General features: G+C 73.6%; 22 protein-coding genes. 18 read left to right on the forward strand and 4 right to left on the reverse strand.

All coding sequences use genetic code 11. The features are described from left to right. Window positions 1-85: 85 nt before the first annotated feature. Together ACQPYD_RS12920 and ACQPYD_RS12925 are read right to left on the reverse strand one after the other, a co-directional pair. Window positions 86-1,321, reverse strand: coding sequence for an IS701 family transposase (locus ACQPYD_RS12920; RefSeq protein ID WP_433698589.1), 1,236 nt, complete (start codon window positions 1,319-1,321; stop codon window positions 86-88). Between the two features lie 206 nt (window positions 1,322-1,527). After that, window positions 1,528-1,839 (reverse strand): hypothetical protein, encoded by a 312-nt coding sequence (locus ACQPYD_RS12925; protein WP_433701215.1) that lies wholly within the window; start codon window positions 1,837-1,839, stop codon window positions 1,528-1,530. 193 nt (window positions 1,840-2,032) lie between these two features. Here ACQPYD_RS12925 and ACQPYD_RS12930 point away from each other — a divergent pair, with 193 nt between their 5' ends. Beyond that, window positions 2,033-2,788, forward strand: coding sequence for a metal-dependent hydrolase (locus ACQPYD_RS12930; protein ID WP_433701216.1), 756 nt, complete (start codon window positions 2,033-2,035; stop codon window positions 2,786-2,788). An 82-nt stretch (window positions 2,789-2,870) separates the two neighbouring features. Here ACQPYD_RS12930 and ACQPYD_RS12935 read toward each other — a convergent pair whose 3' ends face one another. Beyond that, window positions 2,871-3,650 (reverse strand): IclR family transcriptional regulator, encoded by a 780-nt coding sequence (locus tag ACQPYD_RS12935; protein WP_433701217.1) that lies wholly within the window; start codon window positions 3,648-3,650, stop codon window positions 2,871-2,873. A 60-nt stretch (window positions 3,651-3,710) separates the two neighbouring features. Then, window positions 3,711-6,776: an alpha-mannosidase gene (locus ACQPYD_RS12940; RefSeq protein WP_433701218.1), complete on the reverse strand. Its 3,066-nt coding sequence runs from the start codon at window positions 6,774-6,776 to the stop codon at window positions 3,711-3,713. A 309-nt stretch (window positions 6,777-7,085) separates the two neighbouring features. Between ACQPYD_RS12940 and ACQPYD_RS12945 the strand changes: the two genes are divergently transcribed. The 17 genes from ACQPYD_RS12945 (at window position 7,086) to ACQPYD_RS13025 (ending at window position 23,633) form a co-directional block, all read left to right on the forward strand. Next, the gene (locus ACQPYD_RS12945; protein ID WP_433701219.1) at window positions 7,086-7,526 is read left to right on the forward strand and encodes a nitroreductase family deazaflavin-dependent oxidoreductase; all 441 of its coding nucleotides are present in this window, start codon (window positions 7,086-7,088) and stop codon (window positions 7,524-7,526) included. A gap of 224 nt (window positions 7,527-7,750) precedes the next feature. After that, entirely contained in the window at window positions 7,751-8,809 is a 1,059-nt protein-coding gene (locus tag ACQPYD_RS12950) for a LacI family DNA-binding transcriptional regulator (protein ID WP_433701220.1), read from the forward strand. Beyond that, window positions 8,806-9,768 (forward strand): carbohydrate ABC transporter permease, encoded by a 963-nt coding sequence (locus tag ACQPYD_RS12955; RefSeq protein WP_433701221.1) that lies wholly within the window; start codon window positions 8,806-8,808, stop codon window positions 9,766-9,768. Before ACQPYD_RS12950 ends, ACQPYD_RS12955 begins: the two co-directional genes overlap by 4 nt. Window positions 9,769-9,770: 2 nt before the next feature. Continuing rightward, window positions 9,771-10,598 carry a carbohydrate ABC transporter permease gene (locus ACQPYD_RS12960; protein ID WP_433701222.1) on the forward strand — a complete coding sequence of 276 codons (828 nt, stop codon included), beginning with the start codon at window positions 9,771-9,773 and terminating at the stop codon, window positions 10,596-10,598. Window positions 10,599-10,645: 47 nt separating this feature from the next. After that, window positions 10,646-11,917, forward strand: coding sequence for an ABC transporter substrate-binding protein (locus ACQPYD_RS12965; RefSeq protein ID WP_433701223.1), 1,272 nt, complete (start codon window positions 10,646-10,648; stop codon window positions 11,915-11,917). Window positions 11,918-12,047: 130 nt separating this feature from the next. Next, a complete protein-coding gene (locus ACQPYD_RS12970; RefSeq protein WP_433701224.1) occupies window positions 12,048-13,238 on the forward strand; it encodes an ADP-ribosylglycohydrolase family protein in 1,191 nt (396 codons plus the stop codon). Further along, entirely contained in the window at window positions 13,235-14,602 is a 1,368-nt protein-coding gene (locus tag ACQPYD_RS12975) for an ADP-ribosylglycohydrolase family protein (RefSeq protein WP_433701225.1), read from the forward strand. Before ACQPYD_RS12970 ends, ACQPYD_RS12975 begins: the two co-directional genes overlap by 4 nt. Then, a complete protein-coding gene (locus ACQPYD_RS12980) occupies window positions 14,599-16,719 on the forward strand; it encodes a formylglycine-generating enzyme family protein (protein WP_433701226.1) in 2,121 nt (706 codons plus the stop codon). Before ACQPYD_RS12975 ends, ACQPYD_RS12980 begins: the two co-directional genes overlap by 4 nt. After that, window positions 16,716-17,924 carry a CaiB/BaiF CoA transferase family protein gene (locus ACQPYD_RS12985; RefSeq protein WP_433701227.1) on the forward strand — a complete coding sequence of 403 codons (1,209 nt, stop codon included), beginning with the start codon at window positions 16,716-16,718 and terminating at the stop codon, window positions 17,922-17,924. The genes ACQPYD_RS12980 and ACQPYD_RS12985 overlap by 4 nt, the downstream gene beginning before the upstream one ends. Next, the gene (locus tag ACQPYD_RS12990) at window positions 17,921-18,793 is read left to right on the forward strand and encodes an HpcH/HpaI aldolase/citrate lyase family protein (RefSeq protein ID WP_433701228.1); all 873 of its coding nucleotides are present in this window, start codon (window positions 17,921-17,923) and stop codon (window positions 18,791-18,793) included. The genes ACQPYD_RS12985 and ACQPYD_RS12990 overlap by 4 nt, the downstream gene beginning before the upstream one ends. A gap of 149 nt (window positions 18,794-18,942) precedes the next feature. Further along, window positions 18,943-19,449 carry a flavoprotein gene (locus tag ACQPYD_RS12995; RefSeq protein ID WP_433701229.1) on the forward strand — a complete coding sequence of 169 codons (507 nt, stop codon included), beginning with the start codon at window positions 18,943-18,945 and terminating at the stop codon, window positions 19,447-19,449. 14 nt (window positions 19,450-19,463) lie between these two features. Beyond that, the gene (locus tag ACQPYD_RS13000) at window positions 19,464-20,675 is read left to right on the forward strand and encodes a helix-turn-helix domain-containing protein (protein ID WP_433701230.1); all 1,212 of its coding nucleotides are present in this window, start codon (window positions 19,464-19,466) and stop codon (window positions 20,673-20,675) included. A 244-nt stretch (window positions 20,676-20,919) separates the two neighbouring features. Then, complete coding sequence (locus ACQPYD_RS13005) at window positions 20,920-21,456, forward strand: ATP-binding protein (protein WP_433701231.1); 537 nt, start codon at window positions 20,920-20,922, stop codon at window positions 21,454-21,456. Between the two features lie 152 nt (window positions 21,457-21,608). After that, a complete protein-coding gene (locus ACQPYD_RS13010) occupies window positions 21,609-21,740 on the forward strand; it encodes a hypothetical protein (protein ID WP_433701232.1) in 132 nt (43 codons plus the stop codon). 57 nt (window positions 21,741-21,797) lie between these two features. Next, on the forward strand, window positions 21,798-22,898 hold the full coding sequence (amcB, locus tag ACQPYD_RS13015; RefSeq protein WP_433701233.1) for a cyclophane-forming radical SAM peptide maturase AmcB: 1,101 nt from the start codon (window positions 21,798-21,800) through the stop codon (window positions 22,896-22,898). A gap of 3 nt (window positions 22,899-22,901) precedes the next feature. After that, window positions 22,902-23,069, forward strand: coding sequence for a multiple cyclophane-containing RiPP AmcA (gene amcA, locus ACQPYD_RS13020; protein WP_433701234.1), 168 nt, complete (start codon window positions 22,902-22,904; stop codon window positions 23,067-23,069). 9 nt (window positions 23,070-23,078) lie between these two features. Next, the gene (locus ACQPYD_RS13025) at window positions 23,079-23,633 is read left to right on the forward strand and encodes a pentapeptide repeat-containing protein (protein WP_433701235.1); all 555 of its coding nucleotides are present in this window, start codon (window positions 23,079-23,081) and stop codon (window positions 23,631-23,633) included. Window positions 23,634-23,796: the final 163 nt, after the last annotated feature.

The raw sequence follows: 23,796 nt of genomic DNA on the forward strand, positions 1-23,796 counted from the left end.
TGCGCAAGGGGCCTACGGCAGGTGTGACACACGCCGGTCCAGCACAGCAGCACCCGTTGGAGCTCCTCCAACACCTGGTACAGACTCAGACCGACGTCGACCCTTTTGGGTCGAGTCTTCGCAGGGTCAGGAACGCCTGCGCCGCGCTGACCAGCGTGACATGGTGATGCCAGCCCCGCCAGGTCCGCCCCTCGTAGTGGTCCAACCCCAGGCCGTGCTTGAGCTCGCGGTAGTCGTGCTCGATCCGCCACCGGATCTTCGCCAACCGCACCAGCTGCCGCAACACGGTCCCGGCAGACAGGCTGGACAGCCAGTAGTCCGTGGGCGCCTCCCCATGGGGCGGCCACTCGGCGATCAGCGTCTCGACCGGCAGCACCCCGTCCCACGTCGAGCGCCCGCCCGCACGGTCCAGAGCCGCTTGGCGGGCGGACTTACCCGCCAAGCGCACGTCCATGACCAGGAAACGGCCCCGCATCGCCCCACGGGACCCCTGCCGCCACGTACACCGACGCAACGCGGCGCGCCCCTGTTCCAGGGCCAGGTCCTTCAACGAGCGGGCCGGGGTCCGGTAGCGCGGCAGACGCGGCCCCGGCCCGGACCGATCGGGCGCCCGGGGCACCGCCCCACCGGGATGGGCGTTCAGATCACCGCGCACCGCGACCACGTAGTCCAGGCCCCGCTCGGCCAACCCGTGGCGCAAGCCGTGGATCTGCCCGTAGCCGGCATCGGCCACCACCACCCGGTCGGCCAGCCCCCAGGAGCGGGCCTCATCGACCATGTCCAGGGCCAGCCGCCATTTCTCCCGGTGGCCGACCCGGTCGGGCACCCCGGTCTTGACCCGGCGCTCATCGGCGGCATCGGCCCAGTCCTGGGGCAGGTAGAGCCGCCAGTTCAGCGGCACCGAGGCGGCATCGGTGACCGCGTGCAGGCTCACCGCGCTCTGGCACACCGCCTGCTTGCCCAGGGCCCCGCACCACTGGTGGGCCGCCCCCACCGACTCGGTGCCCGCTTTGGGCAGGCCCGAGTCGTCGATCACCCACGCATCCGGGGTGATCGCCTCACTCACCTTGGTGGCCAGGCGTCGTTGGACGGGGGTGTGCTCCCACGGGGACTGGCCCACGAACTGCTGCAGGGCCTGCATGTTGCCGTCCGGGAGGCGCTCGGCCATGGGCTGGATGGACTTGCGCCGCCCGTCCAGCATCAGACCGCGCAGGTAGCAGCTGCCCCAGGCCCGGGAGTCCTTGCGGGGGATGGACGCGAAGACCTCGGCGCAGAACGCGTCGAGGTCCTCGCGCAGCTCTTCTACAGCGGCCAGATCCACGCGTCCATGATGGCGGAACCGAGCCGAGAAAACAGATACTTAACGAAGTACTACTAGGGCACGGGTCCGGCCCCGGACAGCCGGGCGCCTCGGCGCCCGCCCGTCCGGGCAGCCCCCGCCGGGCCGGACGGCCCGTGCGGAGGGCAGGGGGCACGCCCACCCGGGCCGGAGCCGCGCGAAGCGGCGCCGGCCCGGGGCGGGCGCGCTCAGGAGAAGAAGACCGTGTCGACGACGGCGGCGCTCCCGACGGCGACGACGAGCGCCCCCCTCGGGTCCGGGGACATGCGGCGCCCGTACCCGGCGCCCACCGGGCCCCGAGGGCCGCCCCGACCACGAGGAGGGCGACCACCGCCCAGTCGTCGGCAGGCCCGTGCCACGAGCACGAAGCTTCCGGCGGCCACGGCGTCGACCCCGGCGGCCAGGAGGTTCTCCGGGCCGTTGGGGGACCGCGTCGCCTCCGTCGCCGGTAGGCCCGTGAGGCCGACGACCGGCCCGGCCGCGAACCCCGTTCCGGCCACAGCCGCCCACCCGGCCGCACGCACCCCCTCGGCGCCCGGACTCCCTGCGGCCGTCGGCCGGCGGCAACGGGAAGCCGTCACGGCACCGGCCGCCCCGCCCGGCGAGGCGTGGACAGGGCCCCGGGCGCAGCGGTGTCGCACGTCCGAGAGAGGGTCGGGGAGGCAGACCTCCCCACCCCCTACGGAGACCTCGATGATGGGTACCTCGCACGCCGCGACCGGTGTGCTCGCGGGCGGCGCCGTCGCCCTGCTCTGCGGCGCCGACGTGCCCGTCACGCTGACGTGCGCCGCGGTCGGCGCCGGCGCCGCGCTCCTCCCCGACCTGGACGAGCCCGGCTCCTCGGCGGGGCGCTCGCTCGGGCCGGTGACGGAACTGGTCTCGACCGGCCTGCGCGGCCTGTCGAGACGGGTCTACCGCCGCACGGCCACCCCGCGGGAGCTGGAGGCGCCCAAGGACGGCGGACACCGCCACCTGACCCACACCGTCCCGGCGTGCCTGGTGTTCGGCCTGGTCGCGCTGGGGGTGGCGCTGGCTCCGTTCGGGGCCGCCGCGGTGGTGTTCGCGATGTCCGCCCTGGGTCTGGGGACCGTGGTCCGCCCCTGGAGGGCGTGGGGCACGGTCCGGCGGCGCAGACGGGCGGCGCTGGTGGCCGCCCTCGTCCTCGGCGCGTGCACGCTGCTCGTGGAGGGCTACGGCCCCGCGCCGTGGCTCGTGGGCCTGGTGGTGTTCGCGGGCACGCTGACGCACGTGCTGGGGGACTGGCTGACCCGGTCGGGCGTGCCGCTGGCCTGGCCGTTCACGGTGCGGGGCAAGCGGTGGTGGATGCTGCGCTCACCGGTGGCCTTCCACACAGGCAGGAGCAGGGTGGAGGACGCCATCAGGGTGGGGGCGCTGCTCGGGTTCCCCGTGCTGCTGGTGCTGGGGGCGCCCCTCCCGCCGGCGGCGTGAGGCGGGTCGCCGACCCCGTCTCCACGGACGCGACCGGGCCCCTCCCGCCGACCGCGGGAGGGCGGGCCCCGTCGGGCGGGGGTCAGGCCGGGGACCCCGCCGAGGGGTACCCCAGGAGCCCGGAGATCTCCTCGGCCGCCTCGCGCAGGACCGGGACCAGGGCGCGCATGCGCTCCATGGGCATGTAGGGGCGGGTGGCGGCGATGCTGACCGCCGCAACGCCGGACGAGCTGCCGTCCCGCACGGGGGCGGCCACGCAGCGGATGCCCGGCTCGTTCTCCTCCAGGTCCATCGTGGCGCCCAGCCTGCGGTAGCGGCGCATCGTCTCCAGGAAGCGGTCCAGCGATCGGTCGCCGCCACCGCCGCCCTCCCGCTCGGCGGCGAAGAGCCGCTCCCAGACCTCCTCCCCCTCGTCCAGGATCAGGGACTTGCCGATGCCCGTGGTGGTCAGGGGCATGCGGTAGCCGATCCGCGAACGCGTCTCCGCGCCGCGCAGACTCGCGATCTTGTCCAGGTACAGCACCTCGTCGTCGTCGCGGATGGCCAGGTGCACCGTGTCCCGGTACCTCCCGGAGAGCCGCTCCAGGACCGGGCGCGCCACCAGGGGCACCGGGTTCTGCTGGAGGGCGAGGAAGCCGTACTCGATCAGCGCGGGGCCCAGCAGGTAGGTGTTCTCCGGGCCCCGGCGCAGGTAGCCCTCCTGCACGAGCAGCTGCAGCAGCCGGTGCGCGGTGCTGCGGCTGATCCCCGTCCTCTCGCACACCGCCCGGAGGTCGCACGCCCCCCGCGCCACGGCGGCGACGACGTCGAGCCCCCGCCGCAGCGTCTGCGTGCCGGGGGGTGTGGTGCTCTGCCTGTGCATGCGTGCCAGGTTAGACGGCCGCGCGTACCGGCCGGACGCTCCGGCCGGTACGCGGCCGCGCTACCGGGCGAACCGCAGCGTCACGATCTGGAACGGCCGCAGCCCGAACGCCACGCGGCCGTGCCCGCCGTCACCGGACGCGGTCCGCACGTCGAGTCCGGGCGCTCCCCCGTACTCCTCCTCCAGGAGGTTCACCGCGCGGACCCCGGCGAACGGGAAGCCCGGCGCCACCGTCGCGCGGGCCCGCCCGCCGCGGGCCTCGTACAGCCGCACGACGACGTCGCCCGACCGGTCGTCGGCGAGCTTGACCGACTCCACCACCACCCCGGGGTCGTCCACGCGCACCAGCGGCTCGACCGCGCCGCCGCCGGGGACCTCGCGCGGGGGCAGGTTGATCCGGTACCCCTCGCGCACCGCGTCCTCCACCGTCGCGCCCGGGGCCAGCGCGTAGCGGAAGCGGTGCTCGCCCTGGTCCGTCTCCGGGTCGGGGAACCGCGGGGCGCGCAGCAGCGACAACCGCACCGTGGTCGTGGTGCCCCCGTCGCCGCGGACCGCGCGGGTCACGTCGTGCCCGTAGGTGGAGTCGTTGAGGACCGCCACGCCGTAGCCGGGCTCCCCCACGTGCACCCACCGGTGCGCGCAGATCTCGAACTTCGCCGCGTCCCACGAGGTGTTGGAGTGGGTGGGGCGCCTCACGTGCCCGAACTGGATCTCCGAGGAGGACTCGTCCGCGCGGACGTCGACCGGGAAGGCCGCCTTGAGGAACTTCTCCCGCTCGTGCCAGTGCACCACCGTCTCCACGTCCAGGCGCCGCGCGCCGGGGCTCAGGGACAGGACCTGGACGACCGAGGACGCGCCGAACGTGCGCGCCACGCGCAGCGCGGCGGCGCCCCCGGGCCGCGGCTCCAGGGCCTCGACCGCGTCGGCGCCGGTGAGGTCGGTGACGGTGTTGCGGTAGAACGCGTCGACGTCCCAGGCGTCCCACTGGTTGGGCAGGTCGGGGTGCACCTGGAGCAGGTTGCCCGGCGACCCCGGGGCCAGCACCTCGCGCTCCGCGACCCTGTCCAGGACGGAGGTGACGAGCCCGCGGCCGTCCACGCGCACGGTCAGCAGCCCGTTGTCCAGGGTGAAGCCGCCGTCCGAGGCGTCGACCGAGGCCGCCGCCGCGCCGGGCGCGCCGGTGAGCGCGGCGGGGACCGCGCCGAGGGCGGGCACGCCGTCGCGCTCGTGCGGGGCGGCGTTGAACACCAGGGTGGCGCCGCTCCCGCCGGGGTCCTCCGCCAGCGCCCCCTGGGCCGCCGCGACGATCCCGTGCAGCTCGGCGGCGGCCGCCGCGTAGGACTCGGCCGCCTCCCGGTGGACCCACGCGATCGAGCTCCCCGGCAGGATGTCGTGGAACTGGTTCAGCAGGACCGTCCTCCACACCCGGTCCAGGGCCTCGTACGGGTAGGGGGCGCCGGTGCGCACGGCGGCGGTCGCGGCCCACAGCTCGGCCTCGCGCAGCAGGTGCTCGGACCGCCGGTTGCCCTGCTTGGTGGCCGCCTGGCTCGTGTAGGTCCCGCGGTGGAACTCCAGGTACAGCTCGCCCAGCCACACGGGCGCGTCGGGGTACTCCGCGCGGGCCTTGGCGAAGAACTCCGAGGGGTGCTCGACCTCCACCCGGGGGGACCCCTCCAGGTCGCGGGTCCGCCGGGCGCGGGCGAGCATCTCCCGGGTGGGGCCCCCTCCGCCGTCGCCGTGCCCGAAGGGCACCAGGGACCGCGACGCGCCGCCCTTGTCCCGGAAGTTGCCGGAGGCGTGCGCAAGTTCCGAGCCGGTGAGCTCGGAGTTGTAGGTGTCCACGGGCGGGAAGTGGGTGAAGACGCGCGTGCCGTCGATGCCCTCCCACCAGAACGTGTGGTGGGGGAACGCGTTGGTCTGGCTCCAGGAGATCTTCTGGGTGAGGAACCACTGAGAGCCCGACAGCCGCACGAGCTGGGGGAGCGCCGCCGAGTAGCCGAACGAGTCGGGGAGCCACACCTCCTGGGTGTCGACGCCCAGCTCGTCGCGGAAGAACCGCTTGCCGAAGCTGAACTGCCGGGCCAGCGCCTCGGAGCCGGGCATGTTGGTGTCGGACTCCACCCACATGCCCCCGACCGGCACGAACTGCCCGGCCTCGGACGCGCGCACCACCCGGGCGAAGACGTCGGGCCGGTGCTCCTTGAGCCAGGCCCACTGCTGGGCCTGGGACATCGCGAAGACGAACCCCGGGTGGTCCTCCGCGAGGGCGACGGCGTTGGCGCTGGTGCGGACCACCTTGCGCACGGTCTCCCGCACGGGCCACAGCCAGGCGGAGTCGATGTGGGCGTGGCCCACGGCCGACACCCGGTGGGCGCTCGCTGCCGCCGGGGAGCGCAGGGCCGGGGCCAGTGCCTCCCGCGCGCGGTCGGCCGTGCCCGGGACGTCGTGGAGGTCGAGGGCGTCCAGGGACCTCTCCAGGGCGCGCAGGAGCTCCCAGCGGCGCGGGTCGCCGGTGTCGAGGGAGCGCATGACCCCGCCCGCGACGTCGAGGTCCATGGCCAGTTCCCACACCGCCGTCTCGAAGACCGCCAGGTCGGCGCGGGCCAGCCGGTACAGGGGCTCGTCCGCGGGCCCCCGCCCCCCGCCCAGCTCCGTGGGCCGGAACGGCGGGTTCCCGAGGATGACGGGGTTGGCCGCGGCCTCCACGTGGAACTCCACGGCCTCTCCGCCCCCGGCCGGGGAGCCGACCGGGATCCAGGCGTTGCGCGGGTTGAGGCCCTTGACGACGGCGCCGTCCCGGAGGTGGACGAGCCCCTCGCTCTGGAAGCCCGGCATGCCGCTGTCGAAGCCCAGGTCGACGACGGCCTCCACCGTCAGCCCGGCCCACTCCCGGGGCACCTCGCCCCGCAGCCGGAACCACGTCGTCCCCCAGGCCGGCCCCCAGGCGTCGCCGACGCGGGCGGGCACGTGGTCCGCGGCGATCCCCTCCGCCGCGGGCACCGGCTCGCCGGGGGCGTCCCACCGCGCCACCTCCAGGGGGACCGACCTCGTGTAGATCGCGGGCCATACGCGTTCGCCCAGTACCCGTTGCAGGCGGGCCTCGGTCAGCCGCCGGTCGTCGTGCACGGTGGTTCTCCGTTCGATCGTCCCCTGACAGGTGGTGGGTACGTTGTCACCGCCGCGGAGACCGCGTCAACGCCCCGGCCGGAGCGGGTGGCCCGGTCCCGGCCGCGTCGCCCGCCCCCGCGCGGGGCCGCCGTGGCACCATGTGGGTGCTCCGCCGGGGCCTCACGGTCCCGCCCCGCCGAAGGGGCGGCGCGGCGCCCGCGACCGGGTCGCACCCGTGCGCCACGGGCGCCGCGCGGGCCGGGGCGCCGACCGTCCGGGGCGGGCGGGCCGCTCGCCCGCCCCGGACACGCCCAGAGGGAGAAGGCCGTGGAAGGCGAATACGAACCGAGCCCGTCCGCGTGGGTCCGCGAGCAGGTCGCCCTGTACGAGCGCACCGGCGGGGCCGAGGGCAACACCCTGGGGGACACCGGCCTGCCGGTCGTCATCGTGACGATGCTCGGGAGGAAGACCGGGAAGATCCGCAAGATCGCCCTCATGCGCGTGGAGCACGAGGGGCGCTACGCGCTCGTGGGCTCCCAGGGCGGGGCCCCGGAGGACCCCAAGTGGGTGCACAACCTCCGCGAGAACCCCGACGCCGTCACCCTGCAGGACGGCCCCACCCCCTTCGCGGCCCGTGTGCGCGAGGTCGGGGGAGCGGAGCGCGAGGAGTGGTGGGAGCGGGCCGTCGCGGCCTTCCCCGACTACGCGGACTACCAGCGCAAGACCGACCGCCTCATCCCCGTCTTCGTGGTCGACCGGGCCGAATGACCGGCTGAGCGGCCGAGGGGTCCACGGGCCGCGCACACCCGGGAACGGGGTGCGCGGCCCTTCCCGTCCCCGGCGACCAGGGATGAGGGAGTTGAACCTGTTGACAGGGTGAACTGGGTCACGGTAGTTTCCCGGAAACGTTTCCAGGAGATGTCCGGTACATTGCGCCGTGTTTCTGGAAACGTTTCCAAGCCCTTCCGGAGCACAGCGTGACTGGAGCCGCGATGACGTCATCACGCGCCACCCTGATCCAGGTGGCCGAACGCGCCGGGGTCTCGCTGGCCTCGACCTCCCGCGCCCTGCACGGGAGCGGGGCCAGCGAGGCGATGGTCGAGCGCGTACGCGCCGCGGCGGCCGAGCTCGGCTACAGCCCCGACGTCACCGGCCGCTCCCTGCGGTTGAGGAAGACCTTCCAGATCGCGTTCGCCGTCGCCGACATCGGCAACCCCGTCTACGTGGAGATGATGACCGCCATCCACGAGGTCCTGGCCCCGCACGGCTACCGCGTCGTGGTCATGACCACGGGCGACACCCCCGCCTCGGCCACGGAGCTCGTGCGCAGCCTGGGCAGCGGCTTCGTCGACGGGATGGTCCTCAGCCCGCTGCGCACCGACGACGGGCTGGTGCGGGCCATCAAGCGGGCGCCGGTCCCGGTCGTGGTCATCGGGCGCTCCCTCGGGGACCAGGGCATCGACTCCGTGTCCACGGACTCCGCGGACGGGATCGGCCAGGCCGTCCGGCACCTGCTGGAGACCGGCCGCCGCAGGATCGGCTTCCTCAACGGCCCCCCCGACACGACCCCGGGCGAGGCGCGCAGGCGCGGGTTCGACGCCGCCGCCTCCGCCCCCGGGTCCACCGCCGAGCGCGTGGAGGTCGCCCTCGCCGAGGACTTCACCGTCGCGGCCGGCGTGGCCGCCGCGCACCGGCTCCTCGCCGGCGCGCCCGACGGCGGCGCCCGCCTCGACGCGGTCGTGGCCGCCAACGACCTCCTCGCCATCGGCGCCATCCGCGCCGCCCGCGAACTCGGCCTGTCCGTGCCCGAGGACGTCGCGGTGACGGGCATGGACGACACCGAGCTGGGCCGCGTCTTCCAGCCCAGCCTCACGAGCGTCTCGCTCGGCTCGGACGAGCGCGGGCGCGCCGCCGCGCAGATCATGCTGCGGCTCGTCGACGGGGACGCCGGCGAGCCGCAGACGGCCTCGGTCGGACCCCGGCTGGTCGTCCGGGAGTCCACGGCCCCGGCGCCGGCCCGCGCGTCCGCGCCCGGGGGAGGCACCGGATGACGGCGCCCCCCTCACCGCGGGGCACGGCCCCGCCCCGCCCCGCGCGCGGGGCCCGGCCCCGCCCGGGCGGCGCGGCCCGTGCACGGCGCCGCGAGGCGGCCGCCCTGGTCATGCCCTCCCTGCTGCCCATCCTGGTGCTCAGCGTGGCGCCCCTGGTCATGGGCATCGCGCTGGCGTTCACCGACGCGCGCCTGGTGCGCCGCCCGGACTACGAGTTCGTCGGCGTCGACAACTTCGTGCGCCTCCTCGACAACTCCTACTTCTGGGAGTCGTTCCGCATCGGCATGGTCTGGGCCGTCTCCGTGACGCTGCTCCAGCTCGTCGCCGCGATGGGGCTGGCGCTCCTGCTCGACGCCGGCCTCAGGTTCCAGGGCCTCACGCGCGTCCTCGCCCTCATCCCGTGGGCGATGCCCCCGGTCGTCGTGGCGATCATGTGGCAGATGATCTACTCGCCCAACGCGGGGCCGCTCAACGCCGCCCTGGGCGCACTGGGCCTGCCCGGCGACGTCAACTGGCTCGCCGACTTCTCGACCGCGCTGCCCGCTGTGGTCGTCGTCGGCGTCTGGGTGGGCATGCCGCAGACCACCGTGACCCTCCTCGCCGGGCTGCAGCAGATCCCGTCCGAGCTGCACGAGGCGGCGGCCATGGACGGTGCGGGCGCCTGGCGCAGGTTCACCGGCGTCACCCTGCCGGGCCTGCGGCCGATCGTCGCCTCGATCACGTCGCTGAACTTCATCTGGAACTTCAACTCGTTCTCGCTGGTGTACGTCCTCACCGAGGGCGGTCCGGGCGGCCGCACGATGCTCCCGATGCTGTTCACCTACCTGGAGGCGTTCAAGAACCGCAACATCGGCTACGCCGCGGCCATGGGCATGGTGCTCGTCATCGTCGTCGTGCTGCTCCTGGCCTTCTACCTGCGGTCCCAGTTCCGCGACGACCGCGAAGGCAAGGTGGGCTGACCGTGCGCTCCCTCGTCCGTCCCGCCCAGTACGCGGCCCTCGCGTGCTACGTGCTCTTCCTGGGCTTCCCGCTGCTGTGGCTGATCTCGGCCTCGGTCAAGTCCTCGGGCGAGCTCAACTCGCTCACCGTGGGCCTGCTGCCGCAGGAGTGGCACTGGGAGAACTACGCGCAGGCGCTGGCCCGCCAGGGCCTGGTCCGCTCCGCGTGGAACAGCGTGTTCGTCGCCCTCGTGTCGACGGCGCTCGTCGTCCTCATCGCGCTGCCCGCGTCCTACGTCCTCGCCAGGCTCAAGGGGAGGGTCCGCACGGCGGGCGTCGGCTGGATCCTCGTGAGCCAGGTCTTCCCGGTCATCCTCGTCATCCTGCCGCTCTTCCTCGTCCTGCGGACCATCGGGCTCACCGACAGCCTCGTCGGCCTGACCCTCGTCCACACGACGTACACGCTGCCGTTCGCCCTGTGGATGCTCCAGGGCTACGTGTCCGGCATCCCCGTCGACCTGGAGGAGGCGGGGGCCATGGACGGCGCGGACCGCCTCACCGTGCTGCGCCTGATCATCCTCCCGCTCCTGGCCCCGGGCGTCGTCGCCACGGCCATGTTCAGCTTCGTCTCCTCCTGGAACGAGTTCTTCTTCGCCCTCGTGCTGCTCCAGTCGCCCGAGAACTACACCCTGCCCATCACCCTCAAGATGTTCATCGGCGGCGAGGGCAAGGTGGCGCTCGGGCCGCTGGCGGCGGGATCGGTGCTCGCCGCCATCCCGAGCATCGTCTTCTTCTCGATCATGCAGAAGAAGCTCACCGGAGGGCTCATGGCCGGAGCGGTGAAGGGATGACCCCCGCGACCGGCGCCCCCCGGCACCCCCCGACGAAAGGTAGACCCATGCAGACACGCGTCGTGTCCGTCGCCGCGGGACTCTCCGCCGCGACACTGCTCCTCACCGCCTGCGGCTCCGGCGAGGGGGACGGCGGCCCCGTCACCCTCGAGTTCCAGTCCCTCTCGGACCAGCCCGCCGCCATCGAGGCGACGGAGAGCATCGTCGCGGCCTGGAACGAGGCCAACCCCGACACGCAGGTCGAGATCGTCCCCGCCGGCTGGGACGGCATCTACGACAAGCTCATCACCCAGTTCAACGGCGGCGCCGCGCCCGACATCATCCACTACGAGGCCGCCGGAATCGTCCCCTTCGCCGTCGACGGGTACCTCGCCGACCTCTCGGATCACATGTCCGAGGCGGCGCGCGGCGACATCCCCCCGGGCGTCCTCGACTCCGTGACGGTCGACGGCCAGGTCATCGCGTACCCGACCGAGATGCAGTCCTACGTGGTCTTCGCCAACCGGGGCATGCTGGAGGACGCGGGCGTCGACGTCCCGACCGGCGAGACCATGGCCTGGGAGGACCTGCGCGAGATCGCGCTGGCCGCGACCACCCCCGAGGCCCACGGGCTCGGCTGGGGGCTGTCCAGCCCCACGGCCGTGTTCATGGCCATGGCCCCGGCCTTCGGGGGGACCTATTTCGAGGGGTCCGGCCCCGACGCCTCCCTGGCGATCGGGGAGGGGGAGATGGCCCTGCCCGAACTCGTCGACGCCATGGCCCACGAGGACCGGTCGATCCTCCCGGTCACGCTCACCCAGTCGGGCACGGAGGCGCTCCCGTCCTTCTACGCGGGCGATGTCGCCATGACGGTCCAGGGCTCCTTCCAGGCCGCCAACATCGCCGCCGACGCGCCCGAGGACCTCGACTGGGTCGTCCTCCCGCCGCTGGAGGGGCCAGCGGGCCCCTGGCAGGCCGCGAACCCGCAGACGCTGTCGGTGAACATCGACTCCGAGCACGTCGAGGAGTCCGCCGCGTTCATCGAGTTCTTCACCTCCACCGACAACCTCGCGGCGCTCAACGAGGCCGACTCGCTCATCCCGGCGACGACCTCCGCGAGGGAGGTCATGGGGTCGTCCCTGGAGGGCGAGAACGGCTGGGACGCCGTCCTCGCCTCGGGCGAGTACCTGGAGTCCTCCCCGTACCTGTTCGTCGACGCCTACGCGCAGTGGAAGGACACGGTCGCGACCCCCGCCTACCAGCGCTTCCTCGCCCGGGAGATCGACGCGGACGGCCTCGCGGCCGAGCTGGAGAACGGGTGGGAGGAGATCACGCGGTAGGGACCCGGAGCGGCCGGGGGCGCCACGCCCCCGGCACGGGGAGTCCCGGGCGCTGCCCGGGGCGGACGAGTGGGCGGGCCCGCGACGGCGGGCCCGCAGCGCAGACGAGCAACGACAGGGGAGTGGGCCCGTGACCTGGCTGGACGACCGAGCGGTGGCCGTGATCACCGGAGCGGCGGTGGGAGACGCCCTGGGCGGCGCCACCGAGGGGTGGACGCCCGAGCAGATCGAGGAGCGCCACGGCGGACGGGTGACCGGCATCGTCGGACCGTGGTACCCGGACTGGCGCAACGCCCGCCCGATCGCGCCCTACCACAAGGGCGACGGACACGTCACCGACGACACCCTCATGACGCGCGCCCTGGTGGAGGTCTACGCGAAGCGGCGGGCACACCTGGACGCCTACGCGGTGGCCGAGGACCTCGTCCCGCTCATGATCGGCGAACCGCGCTGGGTTCCCGAGCTGGAGTCGACCGCGCTGCTGCTCCAGCGGGTGTTCCTCGCGGAGAAGTGGATGGTCGCCCGGATCCACTACGGCCACGTCGACCCCCGCGAGGCGGGCGTCGGCAACGTCGTCAACTGCGGTGCGGCGATGTACGTCGCACCCGTCGGCCTGGCCAACCCGGGCGACCCCCGGGGCGCCTACGCGGAGGCGATCGACCTCACGGGCGCGCACCAGTCCAGCTACGGGCGCGAGGCCGCCGGGGTCTTCGCCGCCATGGTCGCGGCCTCCGTCGCCCCCGGGGCCTCCCTCGACGACGTCGTCGCCGCGGCGCTCGACGTCGCCCACGACGGCACCGCCGCCGCGCTGCGCGCCGTCGTCGGGGCCTTCGACGGCTGGAACGCGCCGCCCCGCACCGACGAGGAGGAGCGCGCCCTGGCACGGCTCGTCCGCGAGACGGTCGCCCCGTTCGACTCGGTGGGCCCGGCCTACCGGCAGATGTCGATGGACGCGCGCCGCCCCTCCCGGACCAAGGCCATCGAGGAGCTGCCCGCGGCGCTGGGCCTCGTCCTCGGGCACCGGGGCGACTACCGGGGCGCGGTGCTCGGCGCCGTCAACTACGGCCGCGACGCCGACTCCATCGCCGTCATGGCGGGCGCGGTCTGCGCCGGGCTCGGGGGGACGGCCGCCGTCCCCGCCGACTGGCTCGACGCGGTCGAGGAGGCGAGCCGCATGGACATCCGCGAGACCGGCCGACTCATGGCCTCCGCCGCCGCCGACATCCTGCGCGCCGACCGGGAGCGGGCCGCCGCCCGCCTGCGGGACCTCGACGCGATCGACCGCGCGCCGGCCGCGGTCCCGGGGGGTGGGGCGGAGTGAGGCTCACCTGGGCGCAGCCGGAGGACCTGCTCGCGCACGAACTCGTCCAGTCCGCCGCCGAGGGGCGCGACGTCGCCGCGATCCGGGACCGGTGGGCCGGGGCCGGGGGCGACCCCGTCCCCGCGGTGAGCGGCGCCGGACCCGTGCCCGCCTCCCCGGAACTGCGAGAACTCGCACGCGCGCTGCTCGACGAACTGGCCGCCCTGCCCGTCCCCGCCGCGCCCGGCGAACCCGACGGCTGGGCCGGCATCGAGGCCGTCCTGCCCCCGGCGCCGCGGCCCTCCGCGCCCGGCGGCGACCTCCCCGCGCGGATGCGCGGCGCCTGGACCGGCCGCGCCGCGGGATGCCTGCTCGGCAAACCCGTCGAGAAGATCCCCCGCGAGGGCATCGAGGAGATCCTGCGCTCCACCGGGCGCTGGCCGCTCGACCGCTGGTTCACGGCCGCCGGGCTCCCCGACGACGTCGCCGCCCGCTGGCCGTGGAACCGCCGCAGCGCGCCGACGTCCCTGGAGGAGAACATCGACGGCATGCCGGAGGACGACGACCTCAACTACCCCATCCTCGCCCTGGCCCTCCTCGAACGGCACGGGCGCGGGTTCAGGACCGAGGACGTCGCCCAGCTCTGGCTCGACAACCTCCCGGCGGGCCGCGTCTTCACCGCCGAGCGCGCCGCCTACCGCAACCTCCTCGACGCGCGCCCCGTCCCGGAGACGGCCACCCGCCACAACCCGTTCCGCGAGTGGATCGGCGCGCTCATCCGCGCCGACGTCCTCGGGTGGACCAGCCCCGGCGACGTGCGCGGGGCCGCCCGGCTCGCCTGGACGGACGCCAGGCTCAGCCACACCCGCAACGGCGTCTACGGGGCGATGTGGGCGGCGGCGCTGGCCTCGGCGGCGATGGTCCACGACACGGTCGACGAGGTCCTGGACGCCGCGGACGCGGTCGTCCCGCCCGACAGCCGCCTCGCCGCGGCCGTCCGGCTGGGACGCGCCGCCGCGGGGGAGGGGGACGTGCGCGCCGGGCTCGACCGGCTCCACGACGCCTACGGCGACCTGCACTGGGTGCACGTCCTCAACAACGCGGCCGTGATCGCGTACGCCCTCGCCCGCGGCGCGGGGGAGTTCGGCCCGAGCGTCTCGCACGCGGTGACGGCCGGATGGGACACCGACTCGGCCGCGGCCACCGTCGGCGGCGTGGTGGGCGCGCTCCGGGGTGCCCGGGGCATCGGCGCGCGGTGGTCCGACCCGCTCGACGGCCGCATCGCGACCTCGCTCCCCGGCGGCGAGCAGCGGATCGACGACCTCGCCGCCCGGACGGCGGCCCTCGCGGTCCCCGCGGGCACGACCGAGAGGAGCACGCCGTGACCTACCGCTTCGACCCGCTCGTCCCCCGCCCGATCGACCTCCCGACCGAGGTGCCGCTCGACGGCGAACCCTCCGGGGACCGGCTCCGGGCCCTCGACGAGGCCAAGGTCTTCGCCGCCCCGGCCGACCCCGCCGACCGCCCCGCCTGGCGGGAGCGCCTGCACGCGTGGCGCGAGGACGCCCGGACCCGCCACGGCTACCGGGGCGCCGTCTACGAGCACCCGGAGGCGGCGTGGGCCGCCCGCTGCCACACCGTCGCGCAGGTGTGGCTGTGGGACGAGCTGCTGTACTCGTTCGACGAGCACCGGTTCACCCCCGAGCGCTTCCTGGCCGACGCCCGCGAGCGGTTCGGCGGGCTCGACGCCGTCGTGCTCTGGCACGCCTACCCGGTGATCGGCCTGGACGACCGCAACCAGTGGGACCACTACCGCGACGTGCCCGGCCTGGCGGGCCCCGGGGGCCTCGTGGAGGCGCTCCACCGCGCCGGACTGCGCGTGTTCGTCGACTACAACCCCTGGGACGTCGGCACCCGCCGGGGCGCCGACGACGTCACCGAGCTCGCGTCGCTCGTCGCCGACCTGGGCGCTGACGGCGTCTTCCTCGACACCCTGAAGAAGGCCGACCCCGACCTCGTCGCCCGCCTGGACGCCGCCCGGCCCGGCGTGGTCCTGGAGGGCGAGTCGAAGCTGGCCGTCGAGCGCATCGAGGACCACGCCACCTCGTGGGCGCAGTTCTTCGCCGACTCGCCCGTGCCCGGGGTGCTCAGGGCGCACTGGTACGAGCGGCGCCACATGCAGCACCACGTGCGCCGCTGGCACCGCGACCACTCCGAGGAGCTCCAGTCGGCCTGGCTCAACGGGGTCGGCGTCATGGTGTGGGAGGTCGTGTTCGGGGTCTGGGTCGGCTGGTCCCCGCGCGACGCGGCCACCGTGAGCCGGATGACGGCCGTCCAGCGCGCAGCCGGCGACCTCCTCCTCGACGGGGAGTGGACGCCCCTGGCGGAACTGGCCCCCGAGGCGGAGGCCGCCGGCGTGTACGCCTCCCGGTGGGAGCTGGACGGCCTGACCCTGTGGACGCTCGTCAACCGCGGCGAGGCCGACCACACGGGCCCGGTGCTCCCGCACGGGGACGGCGACCGGGCCCCCGGCGGCACGCTCGTCGACCTCACGGGCGGCGGGCGCGGGGAGGCCGGACGGGTGACCGTGCCCGGGCGCGGTATCGCCGCGCTCCTGCGCGTCGCGGACGGCGCCCCCGAGCCCGAGTGGCTGCCCGGCCTTCTCGACCTGCTCGCCGCCGCGCCGCACGACCCCGACGCGCGATTCCGGCACCGCCTCGCCGCGCGGCTGCGCCCCGCGGCCCCGGAGGCCGGAGCGGCGGGCGCGGGCGCCCCCGCGGCGGGCGGCCCGGAGCCGGACGCGGCCGTGGTGCCCGCGGGGCCGTACGTCCTCACCGTGCGCTACCGCGCACGGGAGACGGGCATGTACCAGGGCGCCCCGTACGTGGACGAGTGGAAGCCGCTCCCGCCGCGCCTGCACGACGCGCGCACCCTCCAGCGGGACGGGGTGCTGTCCGCGCCCGTCGCGGTCGCCGCGAGCGAGGCCACCAACGCCGAGTTCGCCGCGTTCCTCGACGCCACGGGCTACGGGTCCGCGTTCCCCCACCGCTTCCTCGCGCACTGGCAGGACGGGCGCCCCGCCCCGGGCACGGAGGACGAACCCGTGTCGTTCGTGGACCTGGACGACGCGCGGGCGTACTGCGCCTGGCGCGGCGGACGGCTTCCCACGGAGGACGAGTGGCAGCTCGCCGGCGAGGCCGGCGGCCTGCGCCGCGGGGCGCCGGCCGTCTGGAACTGGACCGAGAGCGAGCACAGCGACGGCCGGACCCGGTTCGCCATGCTCAAGGGCGGCGCGGACTACGTCGCCGAGGGGTCCGACTGGTACGTCGAGGGCGGGCGCCACGCCCCCGACCGCAGCGTCAAGCTGCTGCTGCCCGGCCTGGGCCTGGCCCGGGGGGCCACCGTCGGCTTCCGCTGCGCGTGGGACCTGCCGGACACGAACCTTCCCGGAACGGCGCCCCCCGCCTCGGCGCCGGAGCGCACCGGGGAGGTGGTCGCGTGACCGTCTCGCGCGACCCCTCCTCGGGCGCACTCGCCGGCCTGCGCGTCGTGGACGCCTCCACGCTCTTCGCGGGCCCCATGGCCGCCATGCACCTGGGGGACATGGGCGCCGACGTCGTCAAGGTCGAGCACCCCTCCCGCCCCGACCCCTCCCGCACGCACGGCGCCGCCAAGGACGGCGTCAACCTGTGGTGGAAGACGCTGGGGCGCAACAAGCGCACCGTCACCGCCGACCTCGGGACCGAGGGCGGGCGGGAGGTGTTCCTCGCGCTCGCCGCGGAGTCCGACGTCGTCGTCGAGAACTTCCGCCCCGGCACACTGGAGCGCTGGGGGCTGGGCTACGACGAGCTCAGCGGGCGCAACCCCGGGCTGGTGCTCGCGCGCGTCAGCGGGTTCGGCCAGATCGGCCCGTACCGGACGCGGCCCGGCTTCGGCACGCTCGCCGAGGCCATGAGCGGGTTCGCCGCGATGACGGGCGAGCCCGACGGGCCGCCCACGCTCCCGCCGTTCGGGCTGGCCGACGGCGTCGCCTCGCTCGCCACCGCGTTCGCCGTCATGGTGGCGCTGTCCGCGCGCGCGGGGACCGGGCGCGGACAGGTCGTCGACACGGCGATCATCGAGCCGATCCTGGCCGTGCTGGGACCCCAGATCACCCGGTGGGACCAGCTGGGCACGGTCCAGCCGCGCACCGGGAACCGCTCGTCCAACAACGCGCCCCGCAACACCTACCGGACCGGGGACGGGCACTGGGTGGCCGTCTCCACCTCCGCCCAGTCGATCGCCGAGCGCGTCGTGCGGCTCGTCGGCCGCCCCGACCTGGCCGACGAGCCCTGGTTCGCGCGCGGCGCCGACCGGGCCCGCCACGCCGACGAGCTCGACGAGGCGGTCGGCGGGTGGATCGCCCGCAGGACGCGCGACGAGGTCGTCGCCGCGTTCGAGGAGGCCCAGGCGGCGGTGGCCCCGGTCTACGACGCGTCCGACATCGTCGCCGACCCCCAGTTCCGGGAACTGGGGACGGTCCACGAAATCGAGGACCCCGAACTCGGGCCGATGCTCATGCAGGGCCCGCTGTTCCGGCTGTCGGACAACGACGGCGTCGTGCGCTTCACCGGCCGCCCGCACGGCGCGGACACCGACGAGGTCCTCGGCGAGCTCGGGTTCGCGCCCGAGCGGATCGCCGAGCTGCGGGAGCGGGGGGAGGTGTGAGCGGCGCGGCGCGCGACCCGGGCGCGGCGCCTCCCCTCACGCTCCTGTACGTGCCCGCCGACCGGCCGGACCGGGTGGCCAAGGCGCTCGGATCCGCCGCGGACGTGGTGCTGGTCGACCTGGAGGACGCCGTCGCCCCCTCCCTCAAGGACGGAGCGCGGCGCGACGCCGTGCGGCTGCTCGCCTCCGCGACCCGTCCCGTCCAGGTGAGGATCAACCACCGCTCCACGCCGTGGCACGACGCCGACGTCGCCGCGCTCGCCGGACTGCCCTCCGGCGTCGGGGCCCGCGTGCCCAAGGCCGAGTCGGCCGACGGGGTGCGGGCGCTCGCCGACGCCCTGCCCGGCCGCGCGCTGCACCTGCTCGTGGAATCCGCGCTCGGGGTCGAGCGCGCCTTCGACCTCGCCTCGGCCTCGCCCGCGGTGGCCTCGATCGGCCTCGGCGAGGCGGACCTGCGCTCGGACCTGCGGGTGGACGGGGAGGAGGGCCTGGCCTGGGCGCGCGGCCGCGTCGTGAACGCGGCCAGGGCGGCCGGGCTGCCCCCGCCCGCGATGTCGGCGTACACGCGCGTGCGCGACCCCGAGGGCCTCGCCGCCTCGTGCCGCGCCGGGCGCGCGCTGGGCTTTTGCGGCCGCACCGCGATCCACCCGGCCCAGCTCGGCACGATCCGGGCCGCGTTCCTGCCCTCGCCGGAGGAGGTGGAGCGGGCGCGCACGGTCCTGGACCGCGTCGCCGGGGCCGCCGCCGCGGGGACGGGGGTGGTCGTCCTGGCCGACGGGACCTTCCTCGACGCCGCCATGGTCGAGCGTGCGCGCGCGGTACTGGCCCTGGCCGGTCGGGAGGGCGTGCCGCACGAGCCGGTGAGCTGACGACCCGGCCGGTGGAGGTCTGTCTTGCACCGGGTGCGATGGAGGCTGTGGTGTGTGCCGGGATCGCCTCCCGTCACCGGCCACCGTCCCTCGCTTGAGGACCGATAAGCGGCGACTCCTCTGTGCGGTGGGCCTCTAGACTCTGGCTCATGCCGAGAACCCTGTACCTGGTGTTGTCCGGAGCTCCTACGCCGGAAGGGGGGACCGATCTCGTCCAGGCCCTTCACAGCCACGGCTGGCACGTGACTGTGCTGTCAACCCCCACGGGCACGGACTTCCACGACCAGGACCAGCTCGCGGAGCTGACGGGCGAGCCAGTCCGTGTGGCGTTTCGGATGCCCGGGCAAGGCAAGCCGTTGCCGCCCGCCGATGTGGTGTTGGCCTGTCCGCTGACCTTCAACTCCACGAACAAGTTCGCCCAGGGGCTGGCGGACAACTTCGCGATCGCCCTGCTGTGCGAGATGGTCGGATACGGGGTGCCCACCGTGGTGGTGCCGCACTGCAAACCCCAGCTCGCCACCCACCCGGCCTTCGTCCGCTCCCTGGAGATCCTGCGCGGAATGGAGTCGGTCACCGTCCTGCACGACCCCGACGCCCCCTATGAGAACCGTCTGCCCTCCTGGCAGCAGGTCGTCGACACCGTCAACCGCCTCTGACCGAAAGGCACAGCGTGGACCCCGCCACTCGAGGCCAGACGATCAAACGTGCCCGACGACGGCACGGCTACTCCCAGAGCGTGCTCGCCGGACTCGTGGGACGCTCCGAGTCCTGGCTCTCCCAGGTCGAACGCGGCATCTTGTCGGTGGACTCCCACGAGATCCTCACCCGCCTGGCCCGCGTCCTGCGTCTGGACCTGAGCGAGTTGACCGGAACCGAAACCGAGGCGGTCACCGACATGCGCTACGACGCCGCCCGAGCCATTGAGCGGGCCATGATGCGCTACTCCACCCTGGAGACCATCGTCGCCGAGACCGGCACCGATCCCCGCGTCGACCCCGCTTCGCTCTTCACCCAGGCACACCAGACCTATGCCGCCTACCAAGCGGCCCGCTACGACGAGGTCGGACGACGACTGCCCCGGCTCATCCGCGAGGCCGAAGCCGCCGCACACACCCTCGGCTCGGACCGGCCTGCTGTGTGCTCGGCCCGAGCCATGGTCTACAACACCACCGCGGCCCTGCTGCGCAGGGTGGGGGAGAAGGATTTGGCCTGGCAGGCCGCCGACCGAGCCATGTCAGCCGCCGAGTGGGCCGACCAAACACTCCTGACCGCAGTGGGCGCCTACCGACTGGCGTACGTGTTCATCTCGCGCGGGCGGCCCGCTGAAGCGGTGGAGTTGGCGATGGGCGCGGCCTCGGCGCTGGAGCGCCGCATGCGTCCCGGAACCCCCGAGGAGCTGAGTGTCTACGGCGGACTCCACCTCGCCGCCGCCACGGCCGCCGCTGCGGAGTTCGACCGTGCGGCGGTACCGCGCTTCCTACGCCAGGCCCGTCGAGCTGCTAACCGCTTGAGCGGTGACCACAACCTGCACGGGACCGCTTTCGGTCCGACGAACGTGGCCATCCACACCATCAGTACCGCCGTCGCGATCGGTGACGCCCGCACCGCGGTGGAAGCGGGGGAGGACCTGGAGGTGGGCACGCTGCCTGCAGGTCTGGTCGGCCGGCGGGCCCAGGTCTGTCTGGACCTGGCCCGCGCCTACACCCAGCGCCGCCAGGACGCCGCAGCGGTCCACACTCTGCTGGACGCCGAACGGCTCGCCCCCGAACTCATCCGCTACCACCCCGGAACAGCCCGGGTGCTGACCGAACTGCTGCGCAGGGAGCACCGGCGTTCCACACCGGAACTGCGCCCTCTGGCCAGCAGGGCCGGGGTGGCTTGAGCCGATCCGCACATTCCTGCGGGTCTTTTACCCTCCTGCGGCTGCGGAACCGTGCGCTGTCCGCGTCTTACGGTCACCGCATGTCACTCTGCAACTGCTCCCGACCCGCCGGACGATCACCCCTTCCCGCCTCGATTCCACAGCAGCGACACCGTGGCCAACACCTTGCTCAGCAGGGCGGGGCTGACCCTCGGCTCGGTCGGCCGGTCGCACGCCCCCTGTTCGGTCTGCAGGAGGCGGCGACGTGGCCCAGGTGATCGAGGTGGACGTGGACCGGTTCCGCGTCCACAAGGCTCAGCCGGTGCAACGGCTCCCTCGGCGCACGAGCGATCCGCGCGCGAACACCCCGATTGCCACCAACACCGCCCAGCCGCAGCAGGCGGCAGCGGTCATCCTGCCCGGGGAGCCGGAGCAGGCCGCGGTGATGCGACGACGCATCCGCTCCCGGGCCGGTGTCCTCGGTTCAGCGACAGAGGCGTTGGTGCTGTTGGCCGACGAGCTCTTCACGAATGCCTTGCGCCATACCCGCAGCGGAGAATCTGGCGGCGAGGTCATGGTGGCGGTCTTCAAGCTCCCCGACCGATTTCAGGTCAAGGTCACCGACCAGGGCCCGCGGGAGGGCGAGCACGTCTTCCCCTGCCCACGCCCGCTGGATGTGTGCACCGAGGGAGGGTTCGGTCTGCATCTGGTCGCCGCCGAGGCGAGCCGGTGGGGCACCCTCCAGGAGAACGGGCGCACCACTGTGTGGTTCGAGATCGACCGCCCAGGCAAACAGACCTGACTCCTCATGTCCTGGACACGCGCTGATGACACGAGCTTGTACGCCGATGCCGAACGCCTCCAGTACTACCTCGGAGTCGGCTGGGTGGTTCTGTGGGGCCCGGATCGCGGCGCTTCTGGACTTTTGCCCGAGGAGGTCGTGACCCTCTGATCTTGTCCGATCCCACGCTCGAAGGCCTGCGCCAGCAGGTTCGCAACGTCGACCATCGGCAAATGCGCCCGACCTACGCCGCGACGCACACCCTCCAGACCGCGCAGGTCACCCAGACTCCCGACAACCGCTGACCTGATCTCCACCGGTCTGGCCTGCCCACTCTCGACTCCCTCCCGTGAGAAGGTGCCGTGATAGCCCCCCACTTCCACTCGGTGATCCTGCAACCCACCACGCTGTGCAACCTCAACTGCTCCTACTGCTACCTGCCGGTCCACGAGCGCAAGACCCGCGCCGAGATGCCGGTCGAGGTCGCCCGAGCCCTCGCCGTCGGCATCGAGACACAGAACACGAGCGAGGTCGTGGACGTGGTCTGGCACGGAGGCGAACCCCTCACGACACGCCGCGAGAACTTCCGCGACCTCGTGGAGGCATTCGAGCCCTTGCGCCGAGAGGGTCGGATCCGCCACTGCGTGCAGACCAACGCCACCCTCATCGATGACGCCTGGTGCGACTTCTTCACCGGATACGACTTCCGGGTCGGGGTGAGCATCGACGGCCCTGCGGCGGCGAATCTGTCCAGAGTGGATTGGTCGAACCGGCCGGTCTTCTCCCGCGTGGAACGCGGCATCTCCCGCCTCCGAGCCCGTGGGGTCGACTTCACCGCCATCTGCGTCGTGACCGCACAGACCATCACCCACCCCGACACCCTGCTCGACTTCTTCGAGGGCCTGGGCGCCAAGAGCGTCGGCTTCAACATCGAAGAACTCGAAGGCGCCAACGACACCCGCCAGGACATCGACCCCGTGCACGTTCGCCGCTTCTGGCGCACGATGTTCGACCGCATCGACGCGGGCAGCCCTCTCCGTGTCCGCGAGGCCGAACGACTCCTGGGCTACCTGGCCGATGTGAGGGCCGGGCACAAGGACCGGTGGGAAACCGCTCTGCTCGATCCCATCCCCACCGTCGGCATCAACGGCGACGTGGTCGTGCTCTCCCCGGAACTACTCGGCGTCGAGGACACCCAGTACGACGACTTCGTCCTGGGCAACGTCCTGAACGAGCAACTGCCCGCCATCCTCGCCCGAGCCCCACACACCGCCTACGTCCGCGAACACCTGGACGGCGTGCGCCAATGCCATCGAACCTGCGAGTTCTTCACCTTCTGCCGAGGCGGACAGGCCTCCAACAAGTACTTCGAAACCGGCCGCTTCACCACCACCGAAACCACCTACTGCCGCAACGCCAAACAGGAACTCGTCCGCGCCCTGGGCGAGAAGATGGGAGTGTGACCGATGATGACGACCCTGACCGGACTTGAAGCATCCGAGCGGGCCGCCGACCTGATCGAGCGGCTCCGACCGAGGACCCCGGTAGGGCTGTTCGACAACCGCGACACCTGGGACAACGTCGGCGGTGGCCCTTGGGACAACCGTTCGACGTGGGACAACTGGAAGAAGTAGGGGAAGCCTGTGCAGACCGCCGAGATCCGGGGCGCGAAAGTGCTCCTGCCCAGCGACGACGAGCCGACGGTGCGCGCCTGGCCCTACCCCGACCCGCTGGAGGAGGAGAAGGTCGCCAACACCCATTTCGCCTCCCTCGACCTGACCTCACACCGCCTGGTGAACACCACCCTGAACCGGTGCCGGTTCACGGGCTCACGGCTGATGGGGGTGTCCCTGGCGCGCGTTTCGATGTCTGACGTGCTCTTCGAGGGCTGTCAGTTCGACTACGCCAGCTGGGAGCAGGTCAGGGTCACCGGTGACGTGGCGTTCGTCGGCTGCTCCTTCAAGGAAGCCGAGATCATCGGAAGCGACCTGCGCGGTGCGGTCTTCGACGACTGCGCCTTCGCCGCGGACATCGAGAACACCAAGATGTCCGGTGCCGACCTGCGCGGCAGTGACCTGTCGAACCTGTCCGGGCTGGCCTCGCTCCACGGCGCGAAGGTGACCGAGATCCAGCTCCGGCAGTTGAGCGAGGTCATGATCCGCGATTTGGACCTCACGATCGCGGAGATCCCGTTGTAGGCCTCGGGGACGGCAACGCGGCGAAGAGCGCTGTTGGGGTCCTCGTGTCAGCCGTCCGTCCCGGGAGTGCGTGGCGCACCCGGCAGGAGTCGGCCCTGTGGCCGTCGGAGGTGGAGGCCCGGCCCACGAGGCACCCACGACGGAGGCCCCGGGCACGGCGGTC

Origin of the sequence: Nocardiopsis sp. CA-288880 (assembly GCF_050955985.1) — a bacterium.
Taxonomy (GTDB): Bacteria; Actinomycetota; Actinomycetes; order Streptosporangiales; family Streptosporangiaceae; genus Nocardiopsis; species Nocardiopsis tropica.